Annotated in this window: 26 protein-coding genes; 14 read left to right on the forward strand and 12 right to left on the reverse strand. The window is 50.2% G+C overall.

Translation table 11 applies throughout. The annotated features are described in order from the left end of the window. From McpAg1_RS00005 to McpAg1_RS00015, 3 genes are all read right to left on the reverse strand, one after another. On the reverse strand, window positions 1-739 hold a 739-nt coding region (locus McpAg1_RS00005), incomplete at its 3' end, for a molybdopterin-dependent oxidoreductase (RefSeq protein ID WP_338093222.1). A 332-nt stretch (window positions 740-1,071) separates the two neighbouring features. Then, the gene (locus McpAg1_RS00010; protein WP_338093223.1) at window positions 1,072-1,245 is read right to left on the reverse strand and encodes a rubredoxin; all 174 of its coding nucleotides are present in this window, start codon (window positions 1,243-1,245) and stop codon (window positions 1,072-1,074) included. A 48-nt stretch (window positions 1,246-1,293) separates the two neighbouring features. Beyond that, window positions 1,294-1,860: a hypothetical protein gene (locus McpAg1_RS00015; RefSeq protein ID WP_338093224.1), complete on the reverse strand. Its 567-nt coding sequence runs from the start codon at window positions 1,858-1,860 to the stop codon at window positions 1,294-1,296. A gap of 142 nt (window positions 1,861-2,002) precedes the next feature. Here McpAg1_RS00015 and McpAg1_RS00020 point away from each other — a divergent pair, with 142 nt between their 5' ends. From McpAg1_RS00020 to McpAg1_RS00050, 7 genes are all read left to right on the forward strand, one after another. Next, a complete protein-coding gene (locus McpAg1_RS00020) occupies window positions 2,003-3,211 on the forward strand; it encodes an aminotransferase class V-fold PLP-dependent enzyme (RefSeq protein WP_338093225.1) in 1,209 nt (402 codons plus the stop codon). A gap of 2 nt (window positions 3,212-3,213) precedes the next feature. Continuing rightward, window positions 3,214-3,849, forward strand: a complete 636-nt coding sequence (locus McpAg1_RS00025; protein ID WP_338093226.1) for a formate dehydrogenase accessory sulfurtransferase FdhD — start codon at window positions 3,214-3,216, stop codon at window positions 3,847-3,849. A 444-nt stretch (window positions 3,850-4,293) separates the two neighbouring features. After that, complete coding sequence (locus McpAg1_RS00030) at window positions 4,294-4,827, forward strand: YeeE/YedE thiosulfate transporter family protein (protein WP_338093227.1); 534 nt, start codon at window positions 4,294-4,296, stop codon at window positions 4,825-4,827. 1 nt (window position 4,828) lies between these two features. Next, window positions 4,829-5,350 (forward strand): YeeE/YedE thiosulfate transporter family protein, encoded by a 522-nt coding sequence (locus tag McpAg1_RS00035; protein WP_338093228.1) that lies wholly within the window; start codon window positions 4,829-4,831, stop codon window positions 5,348-5,350. Window positions 5,351-5,360: 10 nt separating this feature from the next. Further along, entirely contained in the window at window positions 5,361-5,585 is a 225-nt protein-coding gene (locus McpAg1_RS00040; protein ID WP_338093229.1) for a sulfurtransferase TusA family protein, read from the forward strand. Between the two features lie 271 nt (window positions 5,586-5,856). Continuing rightward, window positions 5,857-6,381, forward strand: a complete 525-nt coding sequence (locus McpAg1_RS00045) for an OsmC family protein (protein ID WP_338093230.1) — start codon at window positions 5,857-5,859, stop codon at window positions 6,379-6,381. Further along, on the forward strand, window positions 6,378-6,857 hold the full coding sequence (locus tag McpAg1_RS00050; RefSeq protein WP_338093231.1) for a C-GCAxxG-C-C family protein: 480 nt from the start codon (window positions 6,378-6,380) through the stop codon (window positions 6,855-6,857). Before McpAg1_RS00045 ends, McpAg1_RS00050 begins: the two co-directional genes overlap by 4 nt. 29 nt (window positions 6,858-6,886) lie before the next feature. On the opposite strand, the gene hpt is transcribed toward McpAg1_RS00050, so the two are convergent. The 3 genes from hpt to carA all read right to left on the reverse strand — a co-directional run bounded on the left by hpt (window position 6,887) and on the right by carA (window position 11,802). Then, entirely contained in the window at window positions 6,887-7,405 is a 519-nt protein-coding gene (gene hpt, locus McpAg1_RS00055; RefSeq protein ID WP_338093232.1) for a hypoxanthine phosphoribosyltransferase, read from the reverse strand. Between the two features lie 166 nt (window positions 7,406-7,571). Further along, on the reverse strand, window positions 7,572-10,736 hold the full coding sequence (carB, locus tag McpAg1_RS00060) for a carbamoyl-phosphate synthase large subunit (RefSeq protein ID WP_338093233.1): 3,165 nt from the start codon (window positions 10,734-10,736) through the stop codon (window positions 7,572-7,574). Then, window positions 10,729-11,802 carry a glutamine-hydrolyzing carbamoyl-phosphate synthase small subunit gene (carA, locus tag McpAg1_RS00065; protein WP_338093234.1) on the reverse strand — a complete coding sequence of 358 codons (1,074 nt, stop codon included), beginning with the start codon at window positions 11,800-11,802 and terminating at the stop codon, window positions 10,729-10,731. The genes carB and carA overlap by 8 nt, the downstream gene beginning before the upstream one ends. A 285-nt stretch (window positions 11,803-12,087) precedes the next feature. Here carA and dph2 point away from each other — a divergent pair, with 285 nt between their 5' ends. From dph2 to McpAg1_RS00080, 3 genes are read left to right on the forward strand one after another with little or no spacing between them, the layout of a single operon-like run. Continuing rightward, on the forward strand, window positions 12,088-13,035 hold the full coding sequence (dph2, locus tag McpAg1_RS00070; RefSeq protein WP_338093235.1) for a diphthamide biosynthesis enzyme Dph2: 948 nt from the start codon (window positions 12,088-12,090) through the stop codon (window positions 13,033-13,035). Between the two features lie 4 nt (window positions 13,036-13,039). Continuing rightward, window positions 13,040-13,645: an METTL5 family protein gene (locus McpAg1_RS00075; RefSeq protein WP_338093236.1), complete on the forward strand. Its 606-nt coding sequence runs from the start codon at window positions 13,040-13,042 to the stop codon at window positions 13,643-13,645. Then, window positions 13,642-14,823: an MFS transporter gene (locus McpAg1_RS00080; RefSeq protein ID WP_338093237.1), complete on the forward strand. Its 1,182-nt coding sequence runs from the start codon at window positions 13,642-13,644 to the stop codon at window positions 14,821-14,823. Before McpAg1_RS00075 ends, McpAg1_RS00080 begins: the two co-directional genes overlap by 4 nt. 256 nt (window positions 14,824-15,079) lie before the next feature. Here the strand turns inward: McpAg1_RS00080 and McpAg1_RS00085 are convergent, their stop codons facing one another. Together McpAg1_RS00085 and McpAg1_RS00090 are read right to left on the reverse strand one after the other, a co-directional pair. Then, the gene (locus tag McpAg1_RS00085) at window positions 15,080-15,778 is read right to left on the reverse strand and encodes a PEGA domain-containing protein (protein ID WP_338093238.1); all 699 of its coding nucleotides are present in this window, start codon (window positions 15,776-15,778) and stop codon (window positions 15,080-15,082) included. 447 nt (window positions 15,779-16,225) lie between these two features. Beyond that, window positions 16,226-17,113, reverse strand: coding sequence for a PEGA domain-containing protein (locus McpAg1_RS00090; protein ID WP_338093239.1), 888 nt, complete (start codon window positions 17,111-17,113; stop codon window positions 16,226-16,228). 119 nt (window positions 17,114-17,232) lie between these two features. Between McpAg1_RS00090 and fhcD the strand changes: the two genes are divergently transcribed. The 4 genes from fhcD (at window position 17,233) to McpAg1_RS00110 (ending at window position 19,692) form a co-directional block, all read left to right on the forward strand. Continuing rightward, window positions 17,233-18,117 (forward strand): formylmethanofuran--tetrahydromethanopterin N-formyltransferase, encoded by an 885-nt coding sequence (gene fhcD, locus McpAg1_RS00095; protein WP_338093240.1) that lies wholly within the window; start codon window positions 17,233-17,235, stop codon window positions 18,115-18,117. 282 nt (window positions 18,118-18,399) lie between these two features. Then, a complete protein-coding gene (locus McpAg1_RS00100; RefSeq protein WP_338093241.1) occupies window positions 18,400-18,864 on the forward strand; it encodes a DUF1890 family protein in 465 nt (154 codons plus the stop codon). Then, entirely contained in the window at window positions 18,843-19,127 is a 285-nt protein-coding gene (locus tag McpAg1_RS00105; RefSeq protein WP_338093242.1) for a DUF1894 domain-containing protein, read from the forward strand. The genes McpAg1_RS00100 and McpAg1_RS00105 overlap by 22 nt, the downstream gene beginning before the upstream one ends. A 4-nt stretch (window positions 19,128-19,131) precedes the next feature. Then, window positions 19,132-19,692, forward strand: a complete 561-nt coding sequence (locus McpAg1_RS00110) for a manganese efflux pump MntP (RefSeq protein ID WP_338093243.1) — start codon at window positions 19,132-19,134, stop codon at window positions 19,690-19,692. Window position 19,693: 1 nt separating this feature from the next. On the opposite strand, the gene McpAg1_RS00115 is transcribed toward McpAg1_RS00110, so the two are convergent. The 4 genes from McpAg1_RS00115 to McpAg1_RS00130 all read right to left on the reverse strand — a co-directional run bounded on the left by McpAg1_RS00115 (window position 19,694) and on the right by McpAg1_RS00130 (window position 23,779). Then, window positions 19,694-20,779, reverse strand: coding sequence for a hypothetical protein (locus tag McpAg1_RS00115; protein ID WP_338093244.1), 1,086 nt, complete (start codon window positions 20,777-20,779; stop codon window positions 19,694-19,696). A 27-nt stretch (window positions 20,780-20,806) separates the two neighbouring features. After that, the gene (locus McpAg1_RS00120) at window positions 20,807-21,304 is read right to left on the reverse strand and encodes a hypothetical protein (RefSeq protein ID WP_338093245.1); all 498 of its coding nucleotides are present in this window, start codon (window positions 21,302-21,304) and stop codon (window positions 20,807-20,809) included. Between the two features lie 109 nt (window positions 21,305-21,413). Beyond that, a complete protein-coding gene (locus tag McpAg1_RS00125) occupies window positions 21,414-22,880 on the reverse strand; it encodes a preprotein translocase subunit SecD (RefSeq protein ID WP_338093246.1) in 1,467 nt (488 codons plus the stop codon). Then, window positions 22,877-23,779 (reverse strand): protein translocase subunit SecF, encoded by a 903-nt coding sequence (locus McpAg1_RS00130; RefSeq protein ID WP_338093247.1) that lies wholly within the window; start codon window positions 23,777-23,779, stop codon window positions 22,877-22,879. Before McpAg1_RS00130 ends, McpAg1_RS00125 begins: the two co-directional genes overlap by 4 nt. Window positions 23,780-23,851 lie beyond the last annotated feature (72 nt).

A 23,851-nucleotide genomic window follows, 5' to 3' on the forward strand; every position in this document is an offset into this window, starting at 1 on the left:
CGTAGCCGTTGGTACGGTTTTTGACGAACTCTTCGTCAACCCATCCACGCTCGATGATCTGTTTCATGAGACAGTTGAGGAGCTGGATGTCGGTTCCCGGGTAGTGCTGGATGTGCAGGTGGGCCTGTTTTGCAGTAGGCGTCATACGCGGGTCGCAGACGATGACGTGAGCGCCTTTGGCTTTGGCCTGCATCATTCTGCGGGCTGCGAGCGGGTGGGCTTCGAAGTTGTTGGAACCGATAATGAACAGACAGTCGGTGATGGCAAGGTCGTCAAAAGAGTTGGTCGAGGCTCCGGAGCCGAAGACCATGTTGAGGCCGGCGACGGTGGGGGCGTGACAGAGACGGGCACAGTGGTCGACGTTCGGAGTCTTGAGAACGACTCTGGCGAACTTCTGCATTGCGTAGTTGTCTTCGTTGCAACAGCGGGCAGAGGAGATGACAGCGATCTCGTCAGGCTTGTACTTGGCGAAGTTTTCTGCGACGACAGCGAGTGCTTCGTCCCAGGTTGCGGTTTTGAACTGACCGGTTGCTTTGTCTTTGATCAGCGGGGTCTTGAGACGGTCTTCGGAGACGATGAACTCCCAGCCGTAGATTCCTTTCGGGCAGAGTTTGCCTTCGTTGACCGGACCGCGCTGGCAGGGCTGGACGTCACAGATCTTGCCGTCTTTGACGACGAGATTAAAGGTACAGCCGGCACCGCAGTACGGGCAGGTAGTGGTTACATACTTAATTTCCATGGATAAACCTCGGATACTATAAACTCTGTAAAGAGGGCATAAATACCTATCCAGTTTTTTCGATTTTTTGAGTGTTAACGGTGGGTTGAGGCTGAAACCACAGGGGTCTGAATTCAGTTTTCGCGGTTAATTTGATTTACCGGTTAAACACATCTACTGATAGGGCGCGCATTTCATCGATTTTGATCACAAATTTAGATCATGGAAGATAGTGTAAACCAAACACAATGAACAAGTAAATCATTTTCCAAAGTTGAGGGAAAATACGTAACTATACAGTTGTTAAAAATAGAGAAAAAAACGGATGCCAAAAAAAAATTATTGAAGAAAATTTAGTCCTCGATCTTGCGGAAAAGACCGGGCTTACTTTTCGGGATCATGCAGGTAGGACATTTCCAGGTAACAGGAACATCCTCATACTTGGTTCCTGCCGGAATACCATGCTTGGGGTCACCCAGATCCTCATCATAGATGTATGCACAGAAAATGCACAGATATTTTGCCATGATCTCATATCTCCCAACGTCGATAAATATTCTGGGGTTGAGGCACCCTTAGCTCTTATCCTGCATTTCTTCGCGAATTTCGCTGATATGCATAATATCATCGTAATTTTTGCCGCACAGACAGTAGTCATGCTTGTCAACCGCATAGACCGGATAGCGGACAACATCTTCAGGGACAGGATTGACAGTCAGGCGGTTCATATTGAGCAGATCCTCAGGCCGGTAACCGATCGTTTTACAGACATGATTGAAGTCGCGGATCCAACCGCGAAGGTCACGCACATCATTCATATCCCATTTGAAGATCTGGTAGAGCAGCATGTAGGCATCGCGTTCAAGAATCACCTGGGAAAGTTCCTGGCTCTGGGTGAAGTAGAAGCCTAAGAAAGATCGCACGTCACGCACCTGCTGGGCTGACTCGTACGTTGCCGCACGCATCTCGCGGGCGGTCTCAAGACGATCCTGATCATCAATTTTTCCGCCGAGGCGCCCGACCTCTTTGGAAATATCTTTGAGATCAATCTCGATATTCTCCAGATCACCGAGGACATCTTCGAACTTCTTATACAGCTCGACGCCGAAGAATGCCTCCATGTATTCACCGTTCTTTGTCATTGGTACAATATTTGTCAGCAACGAATATAAACAATTAGTTCGAGAATGCAGAAATCATTAAATATCGGAATAATGGCCATTTATCCATATTTAAAAACAGATGTAATCTTTATTAGTGAGAAAAACAAAACTCAACCAACCAATGGCAGCATTCGACCCTGAACTTATACGCGGCGACTTCCCGATTCTACAGAAACTAATCTATCTGGACAACGCCGCAACCTCTCTTTCCCCACGTCAGGTAGTCGAAGCACAGAATGATGCCGAGTACAACTATCGTGCCAACGTCGGGCGGGGAATTCACCGTCTCTCCCGCATCGCAACCCACCAGTATCTGGAAGCGCACGAAACACTCAAACGGTTTTTCGGCGGAGAGAACGGAACGCTGGCCTTCACGAAAAACACCACCGAAGCGATAAACACCGTCTCGCTCGGACTTCGCTGGAACAAAACCGACCGAATTGTTACAACCATCCAGGACCATCACTCCAACCTTCTTCCCTGGTATCGGTTGAAGAATGAGGGAAGGGTTGCAGAAGTTGACGTAGTCAGAGGTCTTTCCGGCGTGATTTTGCCTGAGGATGTTGAGGCATGCATCACGAAGGACACGCGGCTTGTTGCGATCGGTCATGCCTCCAATGTGTTTGGAACGATTACCGAGGCAGAAGAGATTGCAAAGATCTGCAAGGATTACGGTGTTCTCCTGCTGCTTGACGGAGCACAGACTGCGCCCCATCTCCCCCTAAACTTGGAAAAACTCGGCTGCGACTTCTTCTGTTTCTCAGGACACAAGATGCTCGGCCCCATGGGAACCGGAGGACTTTGGATAAGCCCGGATGTCGCAGAACCGGATATTCCGGCACCGCTTTTCGCCGGCGGAGGAATGGTTGCACAGGTAGATGGAACCTCGTTTACCCGCGTTGAAGGGCATGCACGCTTTGAGGCAGGAACCCAGAATGTTATCGGAGCGGTCGGTCTTGCAGAAGCCGCACGATATCTAATGCGGCTTGGCATGGAAAATGTCGCAGACCACAGTGCTGACCTTGCGAGGAGAATGATCTCAGGACTTTCGGAGATTCCCGGAGTTCACGTCTACACACCAAGTGGCGTGCCTTTAATCGGAACGGTTTCGTTTACGCTTGAGGATGTGCATCCCCACGAGGTCGCCTATCTTCTTGACGAGGCGGCAGGCATTATGGTCAGGTCAGGAGAACACTGCTGTCAGCCGTTAATGAAAGGTCTCAGACTTGCGGGTGGAACAGTGAGGGCGAGTGCCTACTGCTACAACAGCGAGGATGACATCGATATGCTGACTGCAACGGTCGAAGAGATTGCAGGGATGGTGAAGTAAGAATGACAAAATCTATCGAAGAAAAACCTGTGCAGATTATTATCAACGGCCGAGCCGCAATGACGCTGATGACATCAGCAGAAGATCCCAAGGATCTTGTGACCGGCCATATTTTTACGGAACGTGTGGTGGAGACGTATGCAGATATTACTTCCATACACCGCGACGGAAGCCAGGTCAGTGTGGTGACGTCAAAGCCGTTTGGAATATTGCTCTCCCGAAAGACCGTGCTTGCCGGATGCGGAGGGGCTTCGTCGTTTCTTGATTCAGGAAGGCTTGGACAACTGACTGCCGGTTTTACTCCTTCAAAGGAAGAGATTTCCCGCAGTTTTGATCAGCTCCCAGCGTCTCTCTGGTACAGCGGCGGACTTTTTGCGAAGGATGGTACCCTGCTCGCAGCAGTCGAGGATGTCAGCTCCCAGAATGTTCTCGACCGGCTTATCGGTCACGGACTAACGCTTGGAACAGTATTTTCCGAGACCTACGTAGTCCTCATCGGTAATCTGATGACCGAAACGGTCCGAAAAGCGATCATCGCAAAAATTCCGTTCATCGCAGTTTCGGGTGATGTGACCGCGACCGCTGCAAAGACGGCAAAAGAGGCAAATCTTACGCTTGTTCACGTGAATAATCGGTAATATTTTTTCAAATTGGAGTTACGCGATGAATTTCATCGTCTGAGATTTTTCTGTCCTTGGTCTCGCTTGGAGTAACTTCTGTTTATTTTGATACCATCTCTCACTTCTCACAATATTTGGAAGAGGAGAGGAGTTGATGATTTTTCCTATCCAGACAATACACACATTTATATACTTTTAGAAAGAAATATATAACACGAGAGTACTTACGGAGCACTATCTACTGTTTTGAAAGTCTGCGGGATTTTTTTTGGTTTGTGTTGGTCTGATATTTTTCGATTGAGAAGTGAGAGATGGTATCAAAATGATGGTGGGTAGAACCAATATAAAAATACACATGCCACCTTAATATATATGAATAATTCATTTTTTCAAAAATAATCACCTATAAAAATATACCCAATAACATTAATAAATAAAAACGGCCAAAGAAAGATCATACACATGGTAACAGATATTTCTGAAAAAAGGAAAGGAGTGGACACGTATCTCAAGATACCACTTCTGGGTGGAGCCGTCATCGGTTTTGCCGCAGCACTCATTCAGGCGCTTTTGTTTGCCGCTGGCGGACCACAGGCGTATGGATTTTGTGTCGCATGCCACAGCCGTGACTTAATCAACTACGTAACAAACTCCCTCACCGGAAGCAACCTTTTTCTTGCACCCTTTTCCGCAAACGCAGTTGCTGCAGGAACTCTGCCGGTCTTAACCATCATCGGCGTATTAGTTGGAGCAGCAGGAGCAGCAGTTCTCTACAAAGAGTTCAGAGTCAAAAAAGGCGACGCAAAAAGTTACGCAGTCTATGGAATCGGCGGAATCCTCTTCATGATCTTCGCACTCTGTATGGGAGCATGCCCGTACCGCCTTGCACTCAGAATCGGTTACGGCGACCTCGTTGCAGTCTTCGGACTCATCGCACTCATCGTCGGAGTATTCATCGGCATCAAAATCGCCATGAAAAGAATGGAGGGAAAATAACATGGTTGACGGATTCTTAATTCCCAAAGAAACAGCAGTACTGCTTGTACCAATCGCAACGATCATCCTCGGACTTGTCATCGGATGGCTTGGTCAGAGAAGCGGATTCTGTTCAATCGGCGGTATTCGCGACTACATGCTCTTCCGCCAGACCCGTCTCCTCAAAGGATACATCGCACTCATCATCTCAGCATTCGTCTTCTACTTCATCTTCTCCTTAATCGTTCCCGCAGCAATTCCCAAATTCTTCTGGTGCCTTCAGGAAGGACAGCTCTTCACCGCAATCGGTGGAGCTCCGGCAGTAGGTACTGTAGGAGTCATCATCCTCATGATCATCGGCGGAATCTTCGTTGGAATTATTGGAACACTCCTTGGCGGATGCCCGTTGCGTCAGTTGGTAATGACCTCGGAAGGAAACATGAAATCCCTGATCTTCGTGGTCGGCATGCTTGCAGGTGCAGTCATCTTCACCGCACTTCTCTCCCCATGGATCGTACAAGCGTTTACCGCAATAGGACTCTGAAGGAAAAATCATGACAGAAAAATTAGACATCACCGGAAAAGTCTGTCCGATCTGTCTTCTGGCAGTAGACAAAGAGCTGAAAAAACTCTCTTCAGGCGAAGAACTCGTTGTAGTATGCGACCACGCACCCGCAGCTACAGCATCCATTCCCGAGTACTGCGAAAACAGAAACCACAGATGCAGTGTAAAAATGATTGAAAACGGACTTTGGGAAATCAGTATCACTAAGAACTGAGAAACCAAATAGATTAGGATGATACCTGACTTCCGTGAAGAATCGTGTACTTATCTAATGCTGAGGCTGAAAGTTGCCTTAAAAAAAGAAAAAGGCGCTTTCAGTTTTCTCGGTACATCGACACAGGTGAAAACAGTGGAAGGATCATTTCCTGCAAGCGGTTATACAGTCAGCTCCACAAAAAAAGGAGATGACTGCTATCTTATCACATTGTCATTAACAGAAACCTGAAGTCATCACATCTACAAAAATATTTGGAGAATATACGCAAATGTCACTCAACAATATCGATATAGCACAGGTAAAGCAGTACGAGGCCGAGATAAAGGCTGACGACAACGAAGCATTGTTCACGACCAAGATGAGCGGAACCTGGCAGTTCGACGAGAACGGCCCACAGTTTACAGCAGACGCAAAGACCGACGCAGGACCGGTCACGTTTGCGTTAGCCCACCCGAACTTCGAGAAGCTTGGCAACTATCCGTCACCAATGGCATATGGTCTGTTCTGGATCTGCGGATGTGCTTCGGCTACTTTCATGACCGCCGCAGCAAAACGAGGAATCAAGATCGATGCTCTGCACACCGACATCGAAGCTGACCTCGATTATCATGCACAGTTCCAGCTTGGCGACCAGCCTCTGGTTGGCGCGTACAGAGTTACGTTCAATGTAACGAGCGCACAGGCAACCGATGAGGAGATCGAGAGCCTGAAACAGGCGGCATATAACGGATGCATGGCGCTGTTTACGGTGAGAAATGCAATTCCGTTAACCGTTTCTGCAAAGAGAGCATGACGCTCCCTTCCTATTTTTCCATTCCGGAAAATCTCGACTGTGCCCAATTACAAATTCAGGCTGAAGAACTTTTCAACAGCGGACAGTTCTACTGTTCTGAGATTGTGGTGAAAATGATTAGAGACACCTTCTGTCCGTCAGTTTCAGATGAGATTATTGCGGCCGCATCAGGTTTTCCTGTTGGCATGGGCGGCGGAGGATGCACGTGTGGAGCGGTTGCAGGAGGGATTATGGCTCTTGGTCTTGTTTTCGGCAGAACAAAACCTGAGGAGAAAGCAAAATCAGCAGAGTGTATGAAGTATGCACGTGAGCTTCACGACAGGTTCCGCAAAGAAAACACGTCGGTGTGCTGTCGGGTGCTGACAAAAAATATGCTCGAAGACTCGCCGGAACGTAAGAAACAGTGTGCTGAACTTACCGGCGAGGTTGTTGAGATTGTTACCGAGATTATTCAGAGAGAAGCAAAAGCACCGTAATAGTGCAACCAAAAAAAAGTACGGGAAATTTATCGTACGATGCCCACGTACGGCAGGTTTCGGTACTTCTGATCCCAGTCAAGCCCGTATCCCACAACGAAATCATCGCCGATGGAAAATCCGATGTACTCTCCCTCGAACGGAACGACCCGGCACTCATGTTTGTCCAGTAGCGAACATACCGCAATTGATGCAGGATTGCGATCAAGCATCAGCTGTTTTACATGGCTGAGCGTTCTGCCGGTATCAATCACATCCTCAATAATAATTACATGCTTTCCGGCGATTGCCTCTTCGGGCACATCCAGTTTCATCACTAAATTTCCGGTCGAGTTTTTTCCCTCATAACTTTTTGCCTGAATGAACTCCATGAACACCGGAAGGGTCACGCGTTTCGCAAGTTCGCAGGCAAAGAAGCAGGCGCCTTTCAGAGTACAGAGAAATATGATCTCTTTTCCTGCGTAATCGTGATCGATGCTCTCTGCCAGTTCTTTGATGCGTGCGTTGATTTTTTCCTCAGAAATCAAAACGTCGATAGTATCCGCCATACAACTCTGCTGATCTATTGCACAAATCCGCCAATAACTCTGCCGGTAAAAAAATGTAGTGATATCACTACACAATTTATTTCCGTGCTGTTTTTTTCGGTGAAATTTCCGTGGTCGGCAGGACGTAATAAACAAAGCCAAATATTTGAAAAAAAAAGTTTTGAAATTATTCAGCGTGATAGTGGCTGAGCGGTTCGATCGTGATCGTATTCGTCTTCATCGACTCGATTGCAAGTGCTGCTGCCTCTGCTCCGAAGATGGTTGTGATGTAGGGGATACTGTAATCGATCGTCGCCCGCATGATCTGGAAGTGATCAGCCCGTGCATTTTTGTCGCCCGGCGTATTGATGATCAGATCAATATCAGCCGCACGGATCATATCAATAATGTTCGGCGAACCCTCCTGCACTTTTCTGACCAGATTCATCTTGATGCCCTGCTGATCCATGAACTTGACCGTTCCGTCAGTTCCGTAGAGCGAGAATCCGAGGTCGGCGAGCTTCTTTGCGATCGGCAGAATCTCATTCTTCTGCTGATTGGTTACTGAGATGAACACCTTTCCTTTCAGCGGAAGTTTGTTGTCTGCCGCCTGACTTGCCTTGTAGAAAGCGCGGCCGAAGTCATAATCGATACCGATGACCTCACCCGTACTCTTCATCTCAGGGCCGAGAATCGGATCAACACCCGGCAGTCGGGAGAATGGCAGGAGAACTTCTTTGACCGCGACATGCTTGATCTCTTTTTCCTGATACGGCATGTCTGCAAGCTTCTTGCCAAGCATCGCCTTTGCTGCAATCTTTGCAAGCGGAAGGCCGGTTGCCTTTGCCACGAACGGAACCGTTCGGCTTGCACGCGGGTTTGCCTCAAGAACATAGATCGTTCCATTGTGCAGAGCGTACTGAATGTTGATAAGACCAACCACGCCAAGCGAGAGCGCAATCTTTCTGGTATAGTTTTTCACCGTCTCAATCTGTTCCTGCGTTAAGGTCTGGGTTGGAATCACACAGGCTGAGTCTCCGGAGTGAACACCGGCCTCCTCAATGTGCTCCATGATTCCGCCAATCAGAACATCTGTTCCGTCACTGACCGCGTCCACATCAAGCTCGGTTGCATTGTCGAGGTATCTGTCGATCAGCACCGGATGGGTGTTTGACACTCTGACTGCTTCTTTGATGTAGGTCTGCAGCTCAAGTTCGTCATGGACAAGTTCCATCGCACGGCCGCCGAGAACATAGCTCGGGCGAACGAGAACCGGGTAGCCGATCCGCTTTGCGATCTCGTACGCCTCTTTTTCCGAGTATGCGGAACCGTTCGCAGGGGACGGAATGCCGTCTTTTTCGAGGAGAACACTGAACCGGTTTCTGTCCTCAGCAACATCCATGTTGTCAGGACTCGTTCCAAGAATCTTTGTCTTCAGACCGAACAGCTTGATCTCTTCCTGAATCGGAATCGCAAGGTTCACCGAGTTCTGTCCGCCAAACTGTACCATCACGCCGTCGTAGTCTCCTTTCCTGAGAATGTTAACCACGTCTTCGAGCTGCATGGGTTCAAAGTAGAGCCGATCAGAAGTGTCGAAGTCTGTTGAGACGGTCTCAGGATTATTGTTGAGAATGTGGACCTCGATGCCTTCTTCACGCAGCGACTTGACCGCATGCACTGTACAGTAATCGAACTCAATACCCTGACCGATACGAATCGCACCGGAACCGAGAATGAGTACCTTCTTCTTCGGCGAGTCACGCAGTTCGCACTCCTGCTCCCAGGTGGAGTAGTAGTAGGGCGTCTTTGCCGGGAACTCTGCTGCGCAGGTGTCCACCATCTTGTAGGTCGGGAGACCGACGAGGCTTTCGATCTTATAGATGTTCCATCCGGTAAGTTCGCGAATCTCGGCGTTCGAGAAGCCGAACTTCTTCGCGGTCTTGACCAGCTCTTCGGTCGGGTGTTCGCGCAGCTCAAGCTCGATGTCAACGACATGCTGGATCTTTTCTAAGAAGAACGGTTCGATCTGGGTCAGCTGGTGAACCTCATCGATCGTCATGCCGAGCCGGAACGCATCGAACAGTGTCGGGAACCGTTCGTCGGTCGGGCGCGAGAGGATCATTCTGATCTCGTTGATGTCGGTGTGGTGGTAAATGTCGGTGTCAAGAGAACGAAGCGCCTTCTTGAATCCTTCTTCAACCGTTCTGCCGATTGCCATGACCTCGCCCGTACTTTTCATCGCTGTGGTGAGGGTCCGGTCAGCAGTCTTGAACTTGTCAAACGGCCAGCGGGAAACTTTGACCACAACATAATCGACTGCCGGCTCAAAGCATGCGGGCGTTGTGCCGGTAACGGTGTTGGTGATCTCATCAAGCCGCATACCGATCGCAATCTTTGCGGCAACTCTTGCAATCGGGTAACCGGTTGCTTTTGATGCGAGTGCCGAGCTTCGCGAGACACGCGGGTTTACTTCGATGATCCGGTAGTCGCCGTTTTTGAATGCGAACTGGATGTTGCACCCTCCCTGAATGTTGAGGGATCTGATGATCTTGATCGCAGCTCTGCGCATGATGCCGAACTGGTCAGCAGTCAGCGTGAGAATCGGTGCGACTACGACAGACTCGCCGGTGTGTACACCCATCGGGTCAACATTTTCCATTCCGCAGATGATGATACAGGTGTCGGCTGCGTCACGCATAACTTCGAACTCGATCTCGTTCCAGCCTTTGACCGACTCTTCGATCAGCACCTGGTGGACACGGGACTTGGTAAGACCGTGCTCAACAATTTTTCTGAGTTCCTCTTTGGTTGCGGCAACTCCTCCGCCGCTGCCGCCAAGGGTGTATGCGGGACGGATGATTGCCGGAAGGCCGACGACGGCGAATGCTTCTTCGAGCTGTTCCATCTTGGTTAAGATGAAACTTCGCGGGACCGGTTCACCGATCTCGACCATGAGATTTTTGAACATCTCACGGTCTTCGCCGTGATAGATTGCTTCAAGCGGTGTTCCAAGAATCTGAACGCCTTCAAGAGCGCCCATCTCGTAGAGCTCTGCTGTAAGGTTGAGACCGGTCTGGCCGCCCATACCGGAAAGAATTCCGTCCGGCTTTTCCTTCTTGATGATCTCGGCAATTATCTCGGCCTTCAGCGGCTCGACATAGACTTTGTCCGCGGTTTCCGGGTCGGTCTGGATCGTTGCCGGGTTGGAGTTGACCAGTACGACCTCGATGCCTTCTTCGCGGACGGCTTTACATGCCTGGCTTCCTGCGTAGTCGAACTCTGCAGCCTGTCCAATCTGAATCGGTCCGGAACCAATTAAGAGGACTTTTTTGAGTGTTGGATTTTTAGGCATCTGGGATTCCTCTGTACATGATGTCGTAGATTGGTTTTTCCGCTCCGTCGTGAACAGCGTCGTGTTCGGGGTGGAACTGCACACAGTAGATGCCGAGGTCATTGTTGACAAATCCCTCGACTGAGTGATCATTTAAGTTGACGCAGGATACTTCGCATCCTTCCGGCAGGCTGTCGCCATTGACTGCGTAGCCGTGGCTCTGGAAGGTGACGGCGACCGAGCCGTCGGAGAATTTTACCGGCTGGCTTGCGCCGCGGTGGCCGAGTTTGAGTTTATCCACCGTTCCGCCAAGTGCGCAGGCAATGATCTCGGTTCCCATGCAAACGCCCTGCACCGGAATGGTTCCAAGAATATCTTTGACCGTTGCGACTGCTTTGGGTGCGGCGAACGGATAGCCGGGACCGTTTGTGACAAAGAGTGCCTGCGGTTTTCCGGCAAGGATTACATCGGCCGGAGTTCCGTACGGGTAGACAGTGAGATCTGCGCCGCGATTATTCAGGCTCTGGAGAATGGATTTTCTACAGCCAAGATCAAGCACTGCGATCTTTTTTCCTGAGCCTTTGATATGATAGGTTTCTTTGCAGGTGACGTCTGGGATCAGCTCGCGGGTTTCCTGAACCGGTGCGTGCTGGGCGAGCCGGACTGCTTCGTGTCCGTCGTCAGAGCCGGTAAGGAGTGCGGCACGCATGACACCATGTTCTCTGAGTTTGATGGTGAGCATACGGGTGTCAACTCCTTCGATTCCGATCAGTCCGTTCTCCTCGAAGTACTGCGCCAGAGTAGGCTCGTGCTTAGGGAACTCGCAAAGCTCGCGGACAACTGCGCCCGCTGCATGTACTTTGCTGCTCTGGAGCTGATCGGGGTTTGCGCCATAGTTTCCGACAAGCGGGTAGCCGAACATCAGGAGCTGTCCTGCCGCGCTTGGGTCACTGAGGGCTTCCATGTATCCGTTGGATACGAGGGTGACTACCATTTCACCGATTGCAACGCCTTCAACGCCGAATCCGCTGCCGGTAATGATAGTTCCGTCTTCAAGTCCTAAGACCGCCTTCATGTTTTGTACCATCTACATGTCGGTTGCGAGGGATAATAAGATTAATCTATGATTACTATTGAGTATCTTTTACTAAATATTTTGTAATTCTAAAAAATATATATTTTCAATAATAACCCAATAGCAACCCAAAAATTTATGTGTTTTTTTGAATCCGGTTCGGTGTTGTGTTGTTGGTATCGTGAATAGCCCGGAATGAAAAAAATGCAAAACCGATATAGTCGATAGATGTTTCTCTTCCGGCGCTCAAAACTACTTACACATGTCTGAATCACTGAAGCGGCGGTGCAGCCTGGTATGATTCCGCTTTCGGATCTGATCGATGACCTTCACGCAAGAAACGCACAGCGGGTCGCCGTCCAGCTGCCGGAGGGCCTGAAGCCGGGAACCGCAATGCTTGCAAACGCTCTGCGAGCCGAAGGGTTTGAGGTTGTCATCTCTGGCGATGCATGCTGGGGCGCGTGCGATCTCGCGCTCGACGCACTTTGTGATGCTGATGTACTGGTGCACATCGGCCACACGCCGGTCACAAATCAGGAAAATGTGATCTATATTCCCTTCCATCAGGACATTGACATCGAAACCCTTGCCTCCGCAGTTCCGACTCTCTCGAACTTTGGAAAAGTCGGAGTCGTGACAACGATTCAGCACGCCCACCAGACTGACGACATCGTTCGATGGCTGAACGATCACGGTGTCTGCGCCACTACTGGCGCAGGATCATCCCGCACTCCGCTCGCAGGTCAGGTACTCGGCTGCACGTATGCATCAGCAAAGACAGCGGACGCTGACGCCTATCTGTTTATCGGAACCGGTGTGTTTCATGCAATCGGCGTCTCGCTTGCAACCGCAAAGCCGACGTTCGCCCTTGATCCCTACGCTGAAGGAGGCATACAGGAGGTCTCGGCGGACAGACTGCTGCGCAAACGGTTTGTGCAGATTGAAAAAGCAAAGTCTGCACAAAATTTCGGCATCCTGCTCTCCGCCAAATCCGGTCAGTGCAGAAAAGATCTGGCAAAGTATCTTGAAAGCCTCACCGACAAAGCCTCGATCATTCTCATCCGCGAGGTCTCGGAGATGCAGCTGCGCAACCTCGGCTTTGACGCTTACGTGAACACGGCATGCCCGCGGCTTGCGCTTGATGATCAGAGCAGATTTCCGGTACCTGTGCTTTCGCCCGCCGAGTTTGAGATTGTGCTCGGGCTTCGGTCCTGGGATGACTACGCAATTGACGAGATAGAATAAAAATATGAAACTCCGCCAGCTTGAGATACAGCTTCAAAAGATCAAAGGCTTCGACCGGCCTGACGCATCATTCGAGCAGTACATGACGCCCGCAACGCTTGCGGCACGCATGCTGTTTCACGCAAACATGAACGGCGACATCGAAGGTGCCCGCGTCTGCGACCTTGGATGCGGAACCGGCATGCTTGCAGTTGGTGCTGCACTGCTCGGGGCCGAAGTGACTGCCGTTGATTTTGATTCTGCGGCACTTGCTGTTGCCCGCGAAAATGCCGAGGCGTTCGATATCGAGATTACATTCATCGAGCATCGTATTGGGGGAGCCGCTCCGCTTGAAATCACTGCCGACACTGTCGTGATGAACCCGCCATTTGGCGCACAAAAGGAGCACGCCGACCGGCCGTTCATCGACACAGCTCTCGCGATCGCCCCAACCTGCTACGGCATATTCAATGCAGGGAGTATCCCGTTTCTCTCAGCCTACACAAAAGGCCGTGCCAGAATGGTGGAAAAAATTGCTGCAAGTCTGGTAATCCCCAGGCAGTTTGCGTTCCACACCAAAGACTCTCTGGAGATCCCTGTTGAAATTGTGCATCTGGAAAGGATAGAATGAACGAACTTGCAAAACGTATCTCCGTCCTTGCCGCAGGGCACGGGGCAGTTGACTTCTATCTGCCGGTGATCTCAGCGAGCCTGCCGGTACTAATTCCGGTTTTTGCCTCGCAGGGAATCACCTCATACGCGATGGCAGGATTTCTGGTAACAGCTATCACGCTCACGCTTGCAGTGGTTCAGCCGCTCGCCGGCTGGCTGCAGGACAATGGGAAATGGACGATCGGTGCCAGCTGGTCAGTGCTGATGACCGCAGTTGCCATCAGCATGTTTGCGTTCATCCAAAACTACTGGATTCTTCTGATCCTCGCAGTTGTTGCGGGAATCGGCAACTCGATGTTTCATCCGAATGCATATCAGCAGATCTATCAGTTCTCCACACCCGCAAACCGGGGAACTCTCCTGTCCCTGTTTTCCGTGGGCGGCAGTTTCGGATACGGGGCAGCACCACTTGTTGCCGGCGCACTTCTGGTGTGGGCCGGCCTTCCGGGTCTCATCTATCTGATAATTCCAGGAATTATTGTGACCGCCATTCTCTTCCGGTTCCCGCAAAAACCTGAACTCGTGAAAAAAGAGGACAGAGCAGCAGCTTCGGGCACTTCAACCGGATGGAGACGGGCAGGAATGATGCTTGGGATTAGTTCGATGCGAACCTGGGTCTACTACGGTTTTCTGGCATTTGCAACGGTCTACCTCACTACGTATGCAGGCATCCCTTACTTCTATGCAACGCTGTTTGTGACCGGTATGTTTTATGCAGGAATGATTGCGACTCTTGTCGCAGGATTTTCTTCCGATCGGTTTGGTCGAAAGGAGATACTTTTGATCTCCTACGCCTGTTCGATTCCTGCATACCTGGGAATTTTCCTGCTCCCTGCCCCTCTGTCCCTTGTGTCACTTCTTGCAGCAGGATTTTTCCTGATGGCTCCGGCAACAATTGAGATCGCAACCGTGCAGGAGATGATGCCGGGCAGTGTCGGGTTTGCGTCAGGTATTGTGATCGGCATTCCGCAGGCATTGAGTGCGGTGTCGATTGTAGTGATCGGTGCTCTTGCCGATAGTATCGGCATGCCGACTGCCCTCACCTGGCAGGTTGTGTTTATGGGGCTCGCGGTTGTGTGCTGTTTTGCCCTGCCGTATCCGATGAAATATTTCCGCAGAAAAGTTCTCTCGAAGTAGAGAAAATTTTGTGGAAATTTTTTTTTGAAAAATATTTTTGAAAAATATTTTTTTTCTTAATTGGAGTTACGCGGTGTGAAATAGCATAAGGAAAAAGAATTCTTTGACTGTGGCCTCGCTTGGAGTAACCACCTACAGAATAATCCCAAACAATGAAACTCATCACCGCGTAACTCCTCATGAGAAAAAATTCTCTCGAAATAAAAAAAAAAAGTTTTGCAGAATTTTTTTTGAAAAATATTTTTTGAAAAAATAATTAATCTCTTCTCAGAAGAAGAGCAGCTGCCGCAAGACCGATCAGTACTCCTGCGAGCGGCACCGGAGATTTCGTTGGTGCGGCCGGTGCAAAAGTTGTGGCTGTTGTTGTCGGAACTGTGGTAACAACAACTGTCGGGGTCTCTGTTGGGGCGGCTTTGCCAAGCGTTACACGAATGGTCTCCGTGTTTCCGGCACTCAGCACATAATTATTTTTCGTCATCGTATTGTAGCCGTCCTTCTCAAACCTGAACGTGTGAGTGCCAGGAGCATAACCGGCAAGCTGCAGTCCTCCATCCTTCAGCGGCGGAACAGTTCCCGCATACACATCATCCACATATACGCGAACACCATCAGGATCGCTGTACACAATCACGCCTGCAATCGAGGTGTTCTTCATCAGATTTGCCGTGACCGAAGCAACGCCAGAGCCCTGGGGCTTCACATACAAATCAGGAACAACATACTCATCATATCCGGCAAGAACTGCACGAACTTCATAATGTCCCTCATAATAATCAGGAGCACTCACCGGTGTTTTTCCCTTGTACACACCGTCAATATAGACATCAGCGTACGGCGGGCTGGACTGCACTGTAATGAAGTTCGTATTTTCTATTACCGAGGCATTTGCTGCCGCTGCCGGAGCGATCAGCAGGAGGGCAGCAATCAGACAAAATATACACAGATGTTTCAGCATGGAACGTCTCCGTCTCCCAAAGGAAGTGATTACAAAAATAGTGGACGCGGCCGCATAAGTAGTATTTGATCAAAAAAGTTGGTGTTGCCCATTGTTTGTTGCTCCGCCCACGGAAAAACGAGACGCATGCCTTCGGCCTGCTTACCGCTCCGCGGGAGCACACGGAATTTTACAGAAAAAAAACATCACTGAGCAGACGTGAACAGCACGGAAGTAAAATAATTATTTTCTTCATTTCTTTTTTTATCATATCTCCGCCTCCGATATTTTAAAAAATCTATTTCCGTGATGTTCACGTCTGCTCCGTGATGTTTTTTTCCGTGAAATTTCCGTGTGCTCCCGCGGAGCGGTAAGCAGGCCGAAGGCATGCGTCTCGTTTTTCCGTGGGCGGAGCTACGACGTGCGTTAGTTACCCATAAACGAATTTATTGGCAAAGCCAAAAAAATTTAGCGCCTGAAAAAGATCAGGCAGCCGGCCACCGCAAGCACTCCGGCAAATATTGGCACAACTCCTGCGGGAGACTGAGTCGGCGTTGGTACAGCAGATGCCGGGTTCAGATACGCAGTCTGTCTCACCGTCTCTCCTGCAGAAACCGTCATCGTTGACTGCCATGCCATATACCCGTCATGACTGATCAACACACTGTAACTCCCAGGCACAAATCCTGAAAGCGTGAGCGGTGTATAGCCGCGGAACTCATTGTTCACGGACACAGTCGCACCGGACGGCGAAGAATCAAGCATCATCGAAGCAGTCGTTGCCGGTCCCGAAGACGTCTGCGTCGGCGTCGGCGTTGCGATTGGAACGAGGTTGACATTGGTCAGAGGAGTTCCGTACCCGGCCGGTGTATTATAATCAGTCACCGTGTAGGGTTTGTAGCCGGCAAGCTCAAAGCGTATCGTATGAGTGCCAGGAATCAGATCCGCAATCTGCAGACCACCGTAGTGTGTCGTCCCGCAAAAGACATCATCCACATAGACCGAAGCGCCGGTTGGCGAACTGTCCACAATGAGACCTCCCATGTTCACTGACTTCTGCAAGTCTGCCGACATTGGAACTGTATTCGCACTGGACCCTCCGGGAATGTAGACATTTTCCACCACATACACATTATATCCTGCCTTCACCACACGAACCGTGTAGGTTCCCTGCAAAATATTTACAAATGCATTGTTCGTCTGACCAACGTACATATCTCCCACGTAGACATCAGCGCCGGACGGTGATGATACCACGGAGAGTGCTCCGGTTTCCCCCTCTGCCGCAGACGCGGGGAGTGCGAACACGAGGAGAATCAGCAGCAGGGCCAGAGCTGCAATCATGGATTTTCTCATAGCAGTCTATTCAGCATGGTCACGCATATAAGTTATGCTGATGCCAAAATCAGATGGAAAGAAAATGCTATTTATCTTTGGTGTCCTATTGGTATACTATCACTAAAACTGGTGAACATATGGAATTCAACGGTGTAATACTCGAAGACACATATGCAGAAGGCTTCCCGGTGTGGGTCGCCCGTGTCGTAATCACTGCAGTATCGAAGGAATGGGCATACAAGGCAGCAACCGAAGCAACCGGTTTTGCAACCTCCACGATTGGATGTCCGTGCGAAGCAGGCATTGAAAAGTTCCTCTCGGCATCCGAGACTCCGGACCACCGCCCTGGCTACTCAATCCTGATCTGCTGCGGCAAGAAGGCACTCAAGGAACAGGTTCTTGAACGCATTGCAGAATGTGTCCTGACCGCACCGACCACCGCAGTCTTCAACGGCAAAGCAGGATCTGAAGAGATCATTCCGGTCAAGCTCCACTTCTTCGGCGACGGCTATGAGTCCAAGGTCGAGGTTGGCGGTATCCAGTGCTGGTCCATCCCAATCATGGGCGGCGACTTCATCATTGAGGAGGAGGTCGGCGCAGTCAAAGGTGTCGCAGGCGGCAACTTCTTGATCATGGGCGACTCCCAGATGTCTGCACTGGTTGCAGCAGAAGCTGCAGTCACGGCAATTGCCGATGTCCCGGGTTGTATCACTCCGTTCCCGGGAGGCGTTGTCTCTTCAGGTTCCAAGGTCGGCTCCAAGAAGTACAAGTTCATGGGCGCATCCACCAACGAAAAGTTCTGTCCGTCCATCGCAGCCAAAGTCGAGGACACCGAGATTCCGGCAGGCGTCAAGGCAGTCTACGAAATTGTCATTGACGGTGTCGATGTGGCAAGCGTAAATGCAGCAATGAAGGCAGGCGTTCAGGCAGCATGCAGAGTTCCGGGTGTCGTCAAGATCACCGCAGGAAACTATGGCGGCAACCTCGGCCCGTTCAAGTTCCAGCTCAAAGACTGCATCTAAATATTTTCTTCATTTCTTTTTTTTTATAGCTCCGCCCACAGAAAAGCGGAACACACAGAATTTCACTGAAGTAAAAAAAATATTTTCTTCATTTCTATTTTATCACAACTTCGCACAGGAAATTCTAAAAATCTATTTCCGTGATGTTCACGTCTGCTCCGTGATGTTTTTTCCGTGAAATTTCCGTGTACTCCGATTTTCCGTGGGCTGTTCATGAATAAAAAACAAAACCACCCACAGACCAATATTTATCCCTTCTAAGCGCCACTAGTACAATCACGTATGACCGCTGAAGTGCTCCTCCTATTAGGGTGCCCGCAGATTCCGGTCCAGTCGCCGATTGCTCTCTATATTGCTGATTTCATAAACGATCTCGGCAAAACCCTGGTACTCGCTGCAAACCCGTCGGCAAAACAGCTGATCGTGGCAAGCGACCCGAAAAAATACTACATCAAAGAGTACCGCGACGTTGACCGGACCATTAGTGATCTTGCGGACGGCAAAGTCAGCTACCCGCTGATAATCTCCCTGATTCACAATGACGCAGGACTTACCTACACCGCAACCGCCGCAGCTCTTGCGCCAAAATCTGTAATGGTCACCATCCTGTTTGGCGAACATGCTTACGACATCGCTCAGGAGATTGAATTTCCTGCAGAAAAAGTTGTAGCACCGGTTACACACAACACAAAACCGCTTCTTGCAAAAATCGACGAGGTTCTGGAATGGGCTGCCTTGAAAATATGAACTACGAAGTCCTGGCGAAAAACTGCAGTTTCAAAGAAGCCAGAGACATCATCAAAAGCAACAGCACCGAAAAGTATGAAGTCCCGCCCGGATTCAAACTGCTCGAAAAACCCTTGATGGGAATCCCGCCGGTCATCGTCGGCGTCAAAGACGAAAAACTGATCTACGGGTACACAAAACCGTGCCACGGAACCTTCGTTGTGGTCGTCGAAGACCCGGAAGGCGTGGACATGGTTCGCAAAAACGGCAAACCTGTGTGGTAAATCCATGCTGGAGTACCTCATCCCCACTCTTTTAATCGCAGTCGGCCTTGCGATGGATGCATTTTCCGTCTCGCTCGCAGGAGGCGCATCACTCAAAAAAGATGTTCTCAAGACCGCTCTTACCGCTGGTCTTCTGTTCGGATTTTTCCAGTTTGCGATGCCTTTGATCGGCTACGTGATTGGTGTTCCGATCACCAACCTCATCGACCCGTACGGATACTGGATCGTCTTTTTCCTCTTTTTGTTTGTCGGAGGAAAAATGATCTACGACGCACTCTTTGGCGGCGAAGAAGCCGGCATTGATCTCACCGGCTGGAAAGTTCTCGCAGTTCTTGCGATCGCCACAAGCATCGACGCACTTGCGATCGGTGTAAGTTATGCACTGCTCGGCCAGGAAATTTTTCTCGCCGCGATCATCATCGGTATTGTCACGTTTGTGTTTTCTTTTGTCGGCGTTGTTGCCGGCAGTAAACTCGGGGATGCGTTTGGCAACAAGATGGAGATCTTCGGCGGCATTATTCTCATTCTGATCGGCTGCAAGTTTTTGCTGGAAAATATTTTGTGAGTCAGCGGCGGAGCACCACTGCTACCGCAGCTCCCAATACAAAAATTCCTGCAAACATGAATGATGATGACTCCTGCGGAGGGGTTGGAACGCTCGCGGTTCTGATGGGGACGGTTGTTGGCTGTGTGACAACTTCAGTTGTCGCGGTCGGCGTCGGCGTTCCAAAAACTTCGTCTGGGAGTTTGGTCACATTCTCTGCAAAACCTACGGCATAGTAGGAAAATCCCGGAGACTTTGCCGCATACCAGTCCATTCCTGCCTGCTGTCCCTCCCCTTCCCAGACATAGGAGGTCTCAAGTTTTTCCCATGCATTGGTGTAGCGGAGAAGCTCGATGTCATATCTTGGATCAAATCCTGCATCAGTTACCACACCTACCGGTACACCGAAGAGGAAATCAACCTCTTTGATCGAGGCGGTCGGAATATTTTCAACCTTCATGTCGTAGAGGGCAGTGTAGGGCTGGGCCGGAGTCGGGATCGGGTTTGCAGATTTCTGCGGGATCATTACAATTTCCGCGTTCTGGGGAATGACTGCACCGTTTGTGGTCACCGAGATGAGGCGGATGTAGGGTGCGTCATAGGGATTTCCAAACGTGAACTGTGCTGTGGTCCCTCCGTTGAGAATGATTGGATATGCATCAGAGAAGAGGAGGGTGTACTGATTTGGATGTTTTGCATAGATGGAGTCCTGATACGAGTCGCCGCCGACGTCTCCCACGTTCAGCTGGAGAGTGATTGTCTGTGGAGCGCCGTTCGTGTAGTAGACTGCCGGGACATGATAGGTTATGCTGAACAGTCCCTGCACGTTACCGAAGTTCAGCTGGACGATCTCTTTTCCTGATGGTTTGATTAAGTAGAGATTTGGAACGGTGGTGTCCCAGGTTCCGCCCGGGTACTGGGTTGCCCCGATCCATACCGTACTGCCGTACGGGATGATGACGGTTGAGCCGTTCGGATACACCTGCACCGGGGACGAGTCGTCGTAACCGGAAAAAGATACGGTGAGGGTGTTGTCATATTCCACTGCTGCCGCAGGGCTTGCAAGAAGAAGGAGTATTACACAGAGCAGGAGGTATCGATGATGCATACCAGTCCATTTTCCGTCTGAGATTATTTATGTATCTGATAGACCAAGCAGTGAGCTGGTGCGGTTCATCGACTCCTGCATTCGAGTAAATGCCCCGTCCCAGTCGATGTTGTTGATGGTTTTGTTTTTGTCTCTGTTGGTTAGCGGCATGTTGAAAATATTGTCCATGAATGCGGTGAGGTTCGGGCTTTCGTCGTTGATCTCAGGCATTGTAAGTCCGGAGTCATTCACAAATGACATGTTGAGAGCACCTTCAGGATTCAGAATTCCTGCGGCAATGTCGTCGGCCTCTGCTTTTGTTACGCCGTCTTTAGAGAAGACCATGCCGAACAGTTCGATTTTGACATTGAATTTGTCCTGAATGGAGGTGTTGGAGAACATATTTTCGTAGACCGGTGTTATGGTAATTTTTCCGATCGACTGGTTGCCAAGCGTGATGTCGGTTGTCTGGTCCCCGATACATCCTGCGGAAAGTATGGTGAGGACGAGGATTGCAATGACGCTCGCGGCAACCGAAATTTTCATGCAAAGGTTGTTGCATGTGAGCAGGAATAAAGATTTGCCGGGGGTATTTGTGAGCCGCCCACGGAGCTATGATCAAAACACCAACAAAAAAAGAAAAAAAATATTTTTCTCACTTCGCCATGATATCCATCACAATCTTACCGTACGCCGGTCTTGTGATAAGGACACCAATCAGAATACCAAGGATGCTGATGATCGCAAAACCCTTGAGGGTCGAGAGGTCCATCAGGATCAACGGGAACATTGCGATGATAACCGTTGCCGCAGATGTCGTGATGATAGTCAGTGCCCGTGTCAGCCGCTTCATATACAAAGCCTGTGACGGAACTTTTCCTTCATGCACCACCTCATCAGTGATGATCACCAGCTGATCAATACCAGTTCCAAGAACCGCGATCAATGCAGCAATCGCCGCAATATCCAGCTGCTGGATGAAGACTGCAATACCGAGCAGGATGATAATCTCTGCAACGTTTGTTGCAATCATCGGCAGAACAATCTCAATTACCCGGTAACGGAGATAAACCATAACCGCAACCGCCGCAAGTGCGGCAATACCTGCAATCAGACAGACGATCTTAAAGTAGTCGCCCAGCGTCGCAGACGTTGATCCGGATCCTGCGATCTCCACCTGCACCGGCAGTGCGCCTGCACGTAAGTGAATCTCCAGCTCCTGAGCCTGCTTCTGTCCTGCCTCGCCCGAACCGGTTCCGGCATACAGACTGTTCACCGCATGGGTTGCAATCTGCATCGCAAGATCATTCGAGAGCGGGGCACTGTAAACCTCCTCGCCATCCAGATACATATTCAGATTATGTGCCTGCGGGTTGGTGGTAGCTCCGTACTGAATCGCTGCCTGCTGCAGAGCCTTTGCTCCGTCATTGTTGATGTTGAATCCGACACCCCAGTTGTTGGAACCTGCCGGATTCTGCGTCGGGTTCTGCACAGATGCGACCGCATCGCCGTAGAGGACATGAGCGGTCTCGTTACCCGAGGTAACGATTCTGATCTCAAAGAGACCCTGCTTGCCGACGAGCTGCTGGGCGGTCTGCATGTCAACGCCCGCCATCTCAATGCGGACATACTGGGAAACACCGTTCGTGTTGGCCAGAGTATTGACTTTCACGTCGCTTGTTCCAAGACTGTTGACCTTGGACTCAAGAATTCGTTTGACGGTATCTGCGGTCGCGGAGCTGACACCTTTTTCGTAACCGATGAAGGTCGCGCCTGCCGCTTCAACTGCGGCACGAAGTTCTTCTTCGGTTGCCTTCTTCTGGACCTCCAGATGATACTGATCTATTGGTATCACGGTGCAGTCAAGCTCAGCTCCCATCTTTTCGGCAACTGTATTTACATCAGCCCCGGAACCGATCGTGACAACTTCTGCCTGGAACTCAAGCTGAATCCATGAACCTCCGTCGAGGTCCAGACCGAACTGGAGGTTGGTCATTGCGTCACCGCGGTCGCCGAACGGAACAAAGATTGCGATAAGGGAGATGATGACAAGGATGATGACCAGAAGGACGCGCACGTCCTTGATGGTTGACAGCCATCCTGATGATTTCTTTTCGCTCATGATTTCGACCCCTTAATCTTTGGTTTATTTGCAGCAGGCTGTTTGGTGTTCTCCTCTTTTTCCATATAGATGCGGAGAACTCCTGCGTTGAACGCCCAGGTGAAGATCATATCGCAGATCAGACCAATGATCAGAACCGCCGCAATATTGTAGAGCGTCGGCACCTGGCCGATCAGGGCAACGATAAACATGGCAACAATTGCCCCGAGCGTTGTGGTGGTCATGATGAATCCGGTGTGGAATGCACCTGCCATTTTGTCGGCAAGTTTTCCCTGGCGTTTGAGTACTTTACTCGTGAGCAGAATGTTGCTGTCAACCGAGTAACCAATCAGCATGAGAAGTGCTGCGGTGGTTGCAAGGGAGAGTTCGATTCCGACAACGTTCATGACGCCTGCGGTGATGGTGATGTCGGCGACTCCGGCAAACACGACTGTTGCTGCAGGGATGAGTTTGCGGAACGCAATAAAGACTACAACTGCCATGCCGATGAAGGCGAAGAGGATTGCGATCATCGCCTGGGACTGGAGTGTTGCGCCAAAGCTTGCACCAATCTGGTCGATGCTTGCGTCAGGGTATTTGGCGAGTGTGTCTTCGTTGAACTGCATCATCTCTTCGTTGGACATGGGTCCGAACTTGAGGTAGTATCCTCCGCTGCCGACTCCTTCGTCAATGGATTTTATGGGATAGTCTGCGTAGTATGCAGCGATCTGTTCTTTGGTATCGGTGGTGTGAATTGTCACGGCGGTACCGCCGGCAAAGTCGATGCCGGGGGTGACGGGCATGCCGGTGGTCACGAAGGTGAATCCGACGATGGCCGCGGCAACAAGAAAGATCAAAAACGGGATGAGCATCATCCGTTTCGGATCATATTTGTTGATATCATACCGGGGTAGTTCCATAGCTTAGTAGTATTGATTTTCAAAGGATAAAAGAAAGCCCCTGAGGGGTTGGTGATCTCCGCAGGAAAAAAA

The organism is Methanorbis furvi (assembly GCF_032714615.1).
GTDB classification, from domain to species: domain Archaea; phylum Halobacteriota; class Methanomicrobia; order Methanomicrobiales; family Methanocorpusculaceae; genus Methanocorpusculum; species Methanocorpusculum furvi.

Bases quoted from the DNA above. Each gene is read 5' to 3' on its own strand.
- McpAg1_RS00035 (WP_338093228.1), top strand. From the start codon at position 4,829: ATGGTTGACGGATTCTTAATTCCCAAAGAAACAGCAGTACTGCTTGTA.
- McpAg1_RS00105 (WP_338093242.1), top strand. From the start codon at position 18,843: ATGGGCTGCCTTGAAAATATGAACTACGAAGTCCTGGCGAAAAACTGC.
- McpAg1_RS00015 (WP_338093224.1), bottom strand. From the start codon at position 1,860: ATGACAAAGAACGGTGAATACATGGAGGCATTCTTCGGCGTCGAGCTG.
- carA (WP_338093234.1), bottom strand. From the start codon at position 11,802: ATGGTACAAAACATGAAGGCGGTCTTAGGACTTGAAGACGGAACTATC.
- McpAg1_RS00080 (WP_338093237.1), top strand. From the start codon at position 13,642: ATGAACGAACTTGCAAAACGTATCTCCGTCCTTGCCGCAGGGCACGGG.
- McpAg1_RS00085 (WP_338093238.1), bottom strand. From the start codon at position 15,778: ATGCTGAAACATCTGTGTATATTTTGTCTGATTGCTGCCCTCCTGCTG.
- McpAg1_RS00075 (WP_338093236.1), top strand. From the start codon at position 13,040: ATGAAACTCCGCCAGCTTGAGATACAGCTTCAAAAGATCAAAGGCTTC.
- McpAg1_RS00130 (WP_338093247.1), bottom strand. From the start codon at position 23,779: ATGGAACTACCCCGGTATGATATCAACAAATATGATCCGAAACGGATG.
- McpAg1_RS00125 (WP_338093246.1), bottom strand. From the start codon at position 22,880: ATGAGCGAAAAGAAATCATCAGGATGGCTGTCAACCATCAAGGACGTG.
- McpAg1_RS00100 (WP_338093241.1), top strand. From the start codon at position 18,400: ATGACCGCTGAAGTGCTCCTCCTATTAGGGTGCCCGCAGATTCCGGTC.
- McpAg1_RS00020 (WP_338093225.1), top strand. From the start codon at position 2,003: ATGGCAGCATTCGACCCTGAACTTATACGCGGCGACTTCCCGATTCTA.
- McpAg1_RS00025 (WP_338093226.1), top strand. From the start codon at position 3,214: ATGACAAAATCTATCGAAGAAAAACCTGTGCAGATTATTATCAACGGC.
- McpAg1_RS00050 (WP_338093231.1), top strand. From the start codon at position 6,378: ATGACGCTCCCTTCCTATTTTTCCATTCCGGAAAATCTCGACTGTGCC.
- McpAg1_RS00090 (WP_338093239.1), bottom strand. From the start codon at position 17,113: ATGAGAAAATCCATGATTGCAGCTCTGGCCCTGCTGCTGATTCTCCTC.
- dph2 (WP_338093235.1), top strand. From the start codon at position 12,088: ATGATTCCGCTTTCGGATCTGATCGATGACCTTCACGCAAGAAACGCA.
- hpt (WP_338093232.1), bottom strand. From the start codon at position 7,405: ATGGCGGATACTATCGACGTTTTGATTTCTGAGGAAAAAATCAACGCA.
- fhcD (WP_338093240.1), top strand. From the start codon at position 17,233: ATGGAATTCAACGGTGTAATACTCGAAGACACATATGCAGAAGGCTTC.
- McpAg1_RS00115 (WP_338093244.1), bottom strand. From the start codon at position 20,779: ATGCATCATCGATACCTCCTGCTCTGTGTAATACTCCTTCTTCTTGCA.
- McpAg1_RS00120 (WP_338093245.1), bottom strand. From the start codon at position 21,304: ATGAAAATTTCGGTTGCCGCGAGCGTCATTGCAATCCTCGTCCTCACC.
- McpAg1_RS00010 (WP_338093223.1), bottom strand. From the start codon at position 1,245: ATGGCAAAATATCTGTGCATTTTCTGTGCATACATCTATGATGAGGAT.
- McpAg1_RS00030 (WP_338093227.1), top strand. From the start codon at position 4,294: ATGGTAACAGATATTTCTGAAAAAAGGAAAGGAGTGGACACGTATCTC.
- McpAg1_RS00045 (WP_338093230.1), top strand. From the start codon at position 5,857: ATGTCACTCAACAATATCGATATAGCACAGGTAAAGCAGTACGAGGCC.
- McpAg1_RS00040 (WP_338093229.1), top strand. From the start codon at position 5,361: ATGACAGAAAAATTAGACATCACCGGAAAAGTCTGTCCGATCTGTCTT.
- carB (WP_338093233.1), bottom strand. From the start codon at position 10,736: ATGCCTAAAAATCCAACACTCAAAAAAGTCCTCTTAATTGGTTCCGGA.
- McpAg1_RS00110 (WP_338093243.1), top strand. From the start codon at position 19,132: ATGCTGGAGTACCTCATCCCCACTCTTTTAATCGCAGTCGGCCTTGCG.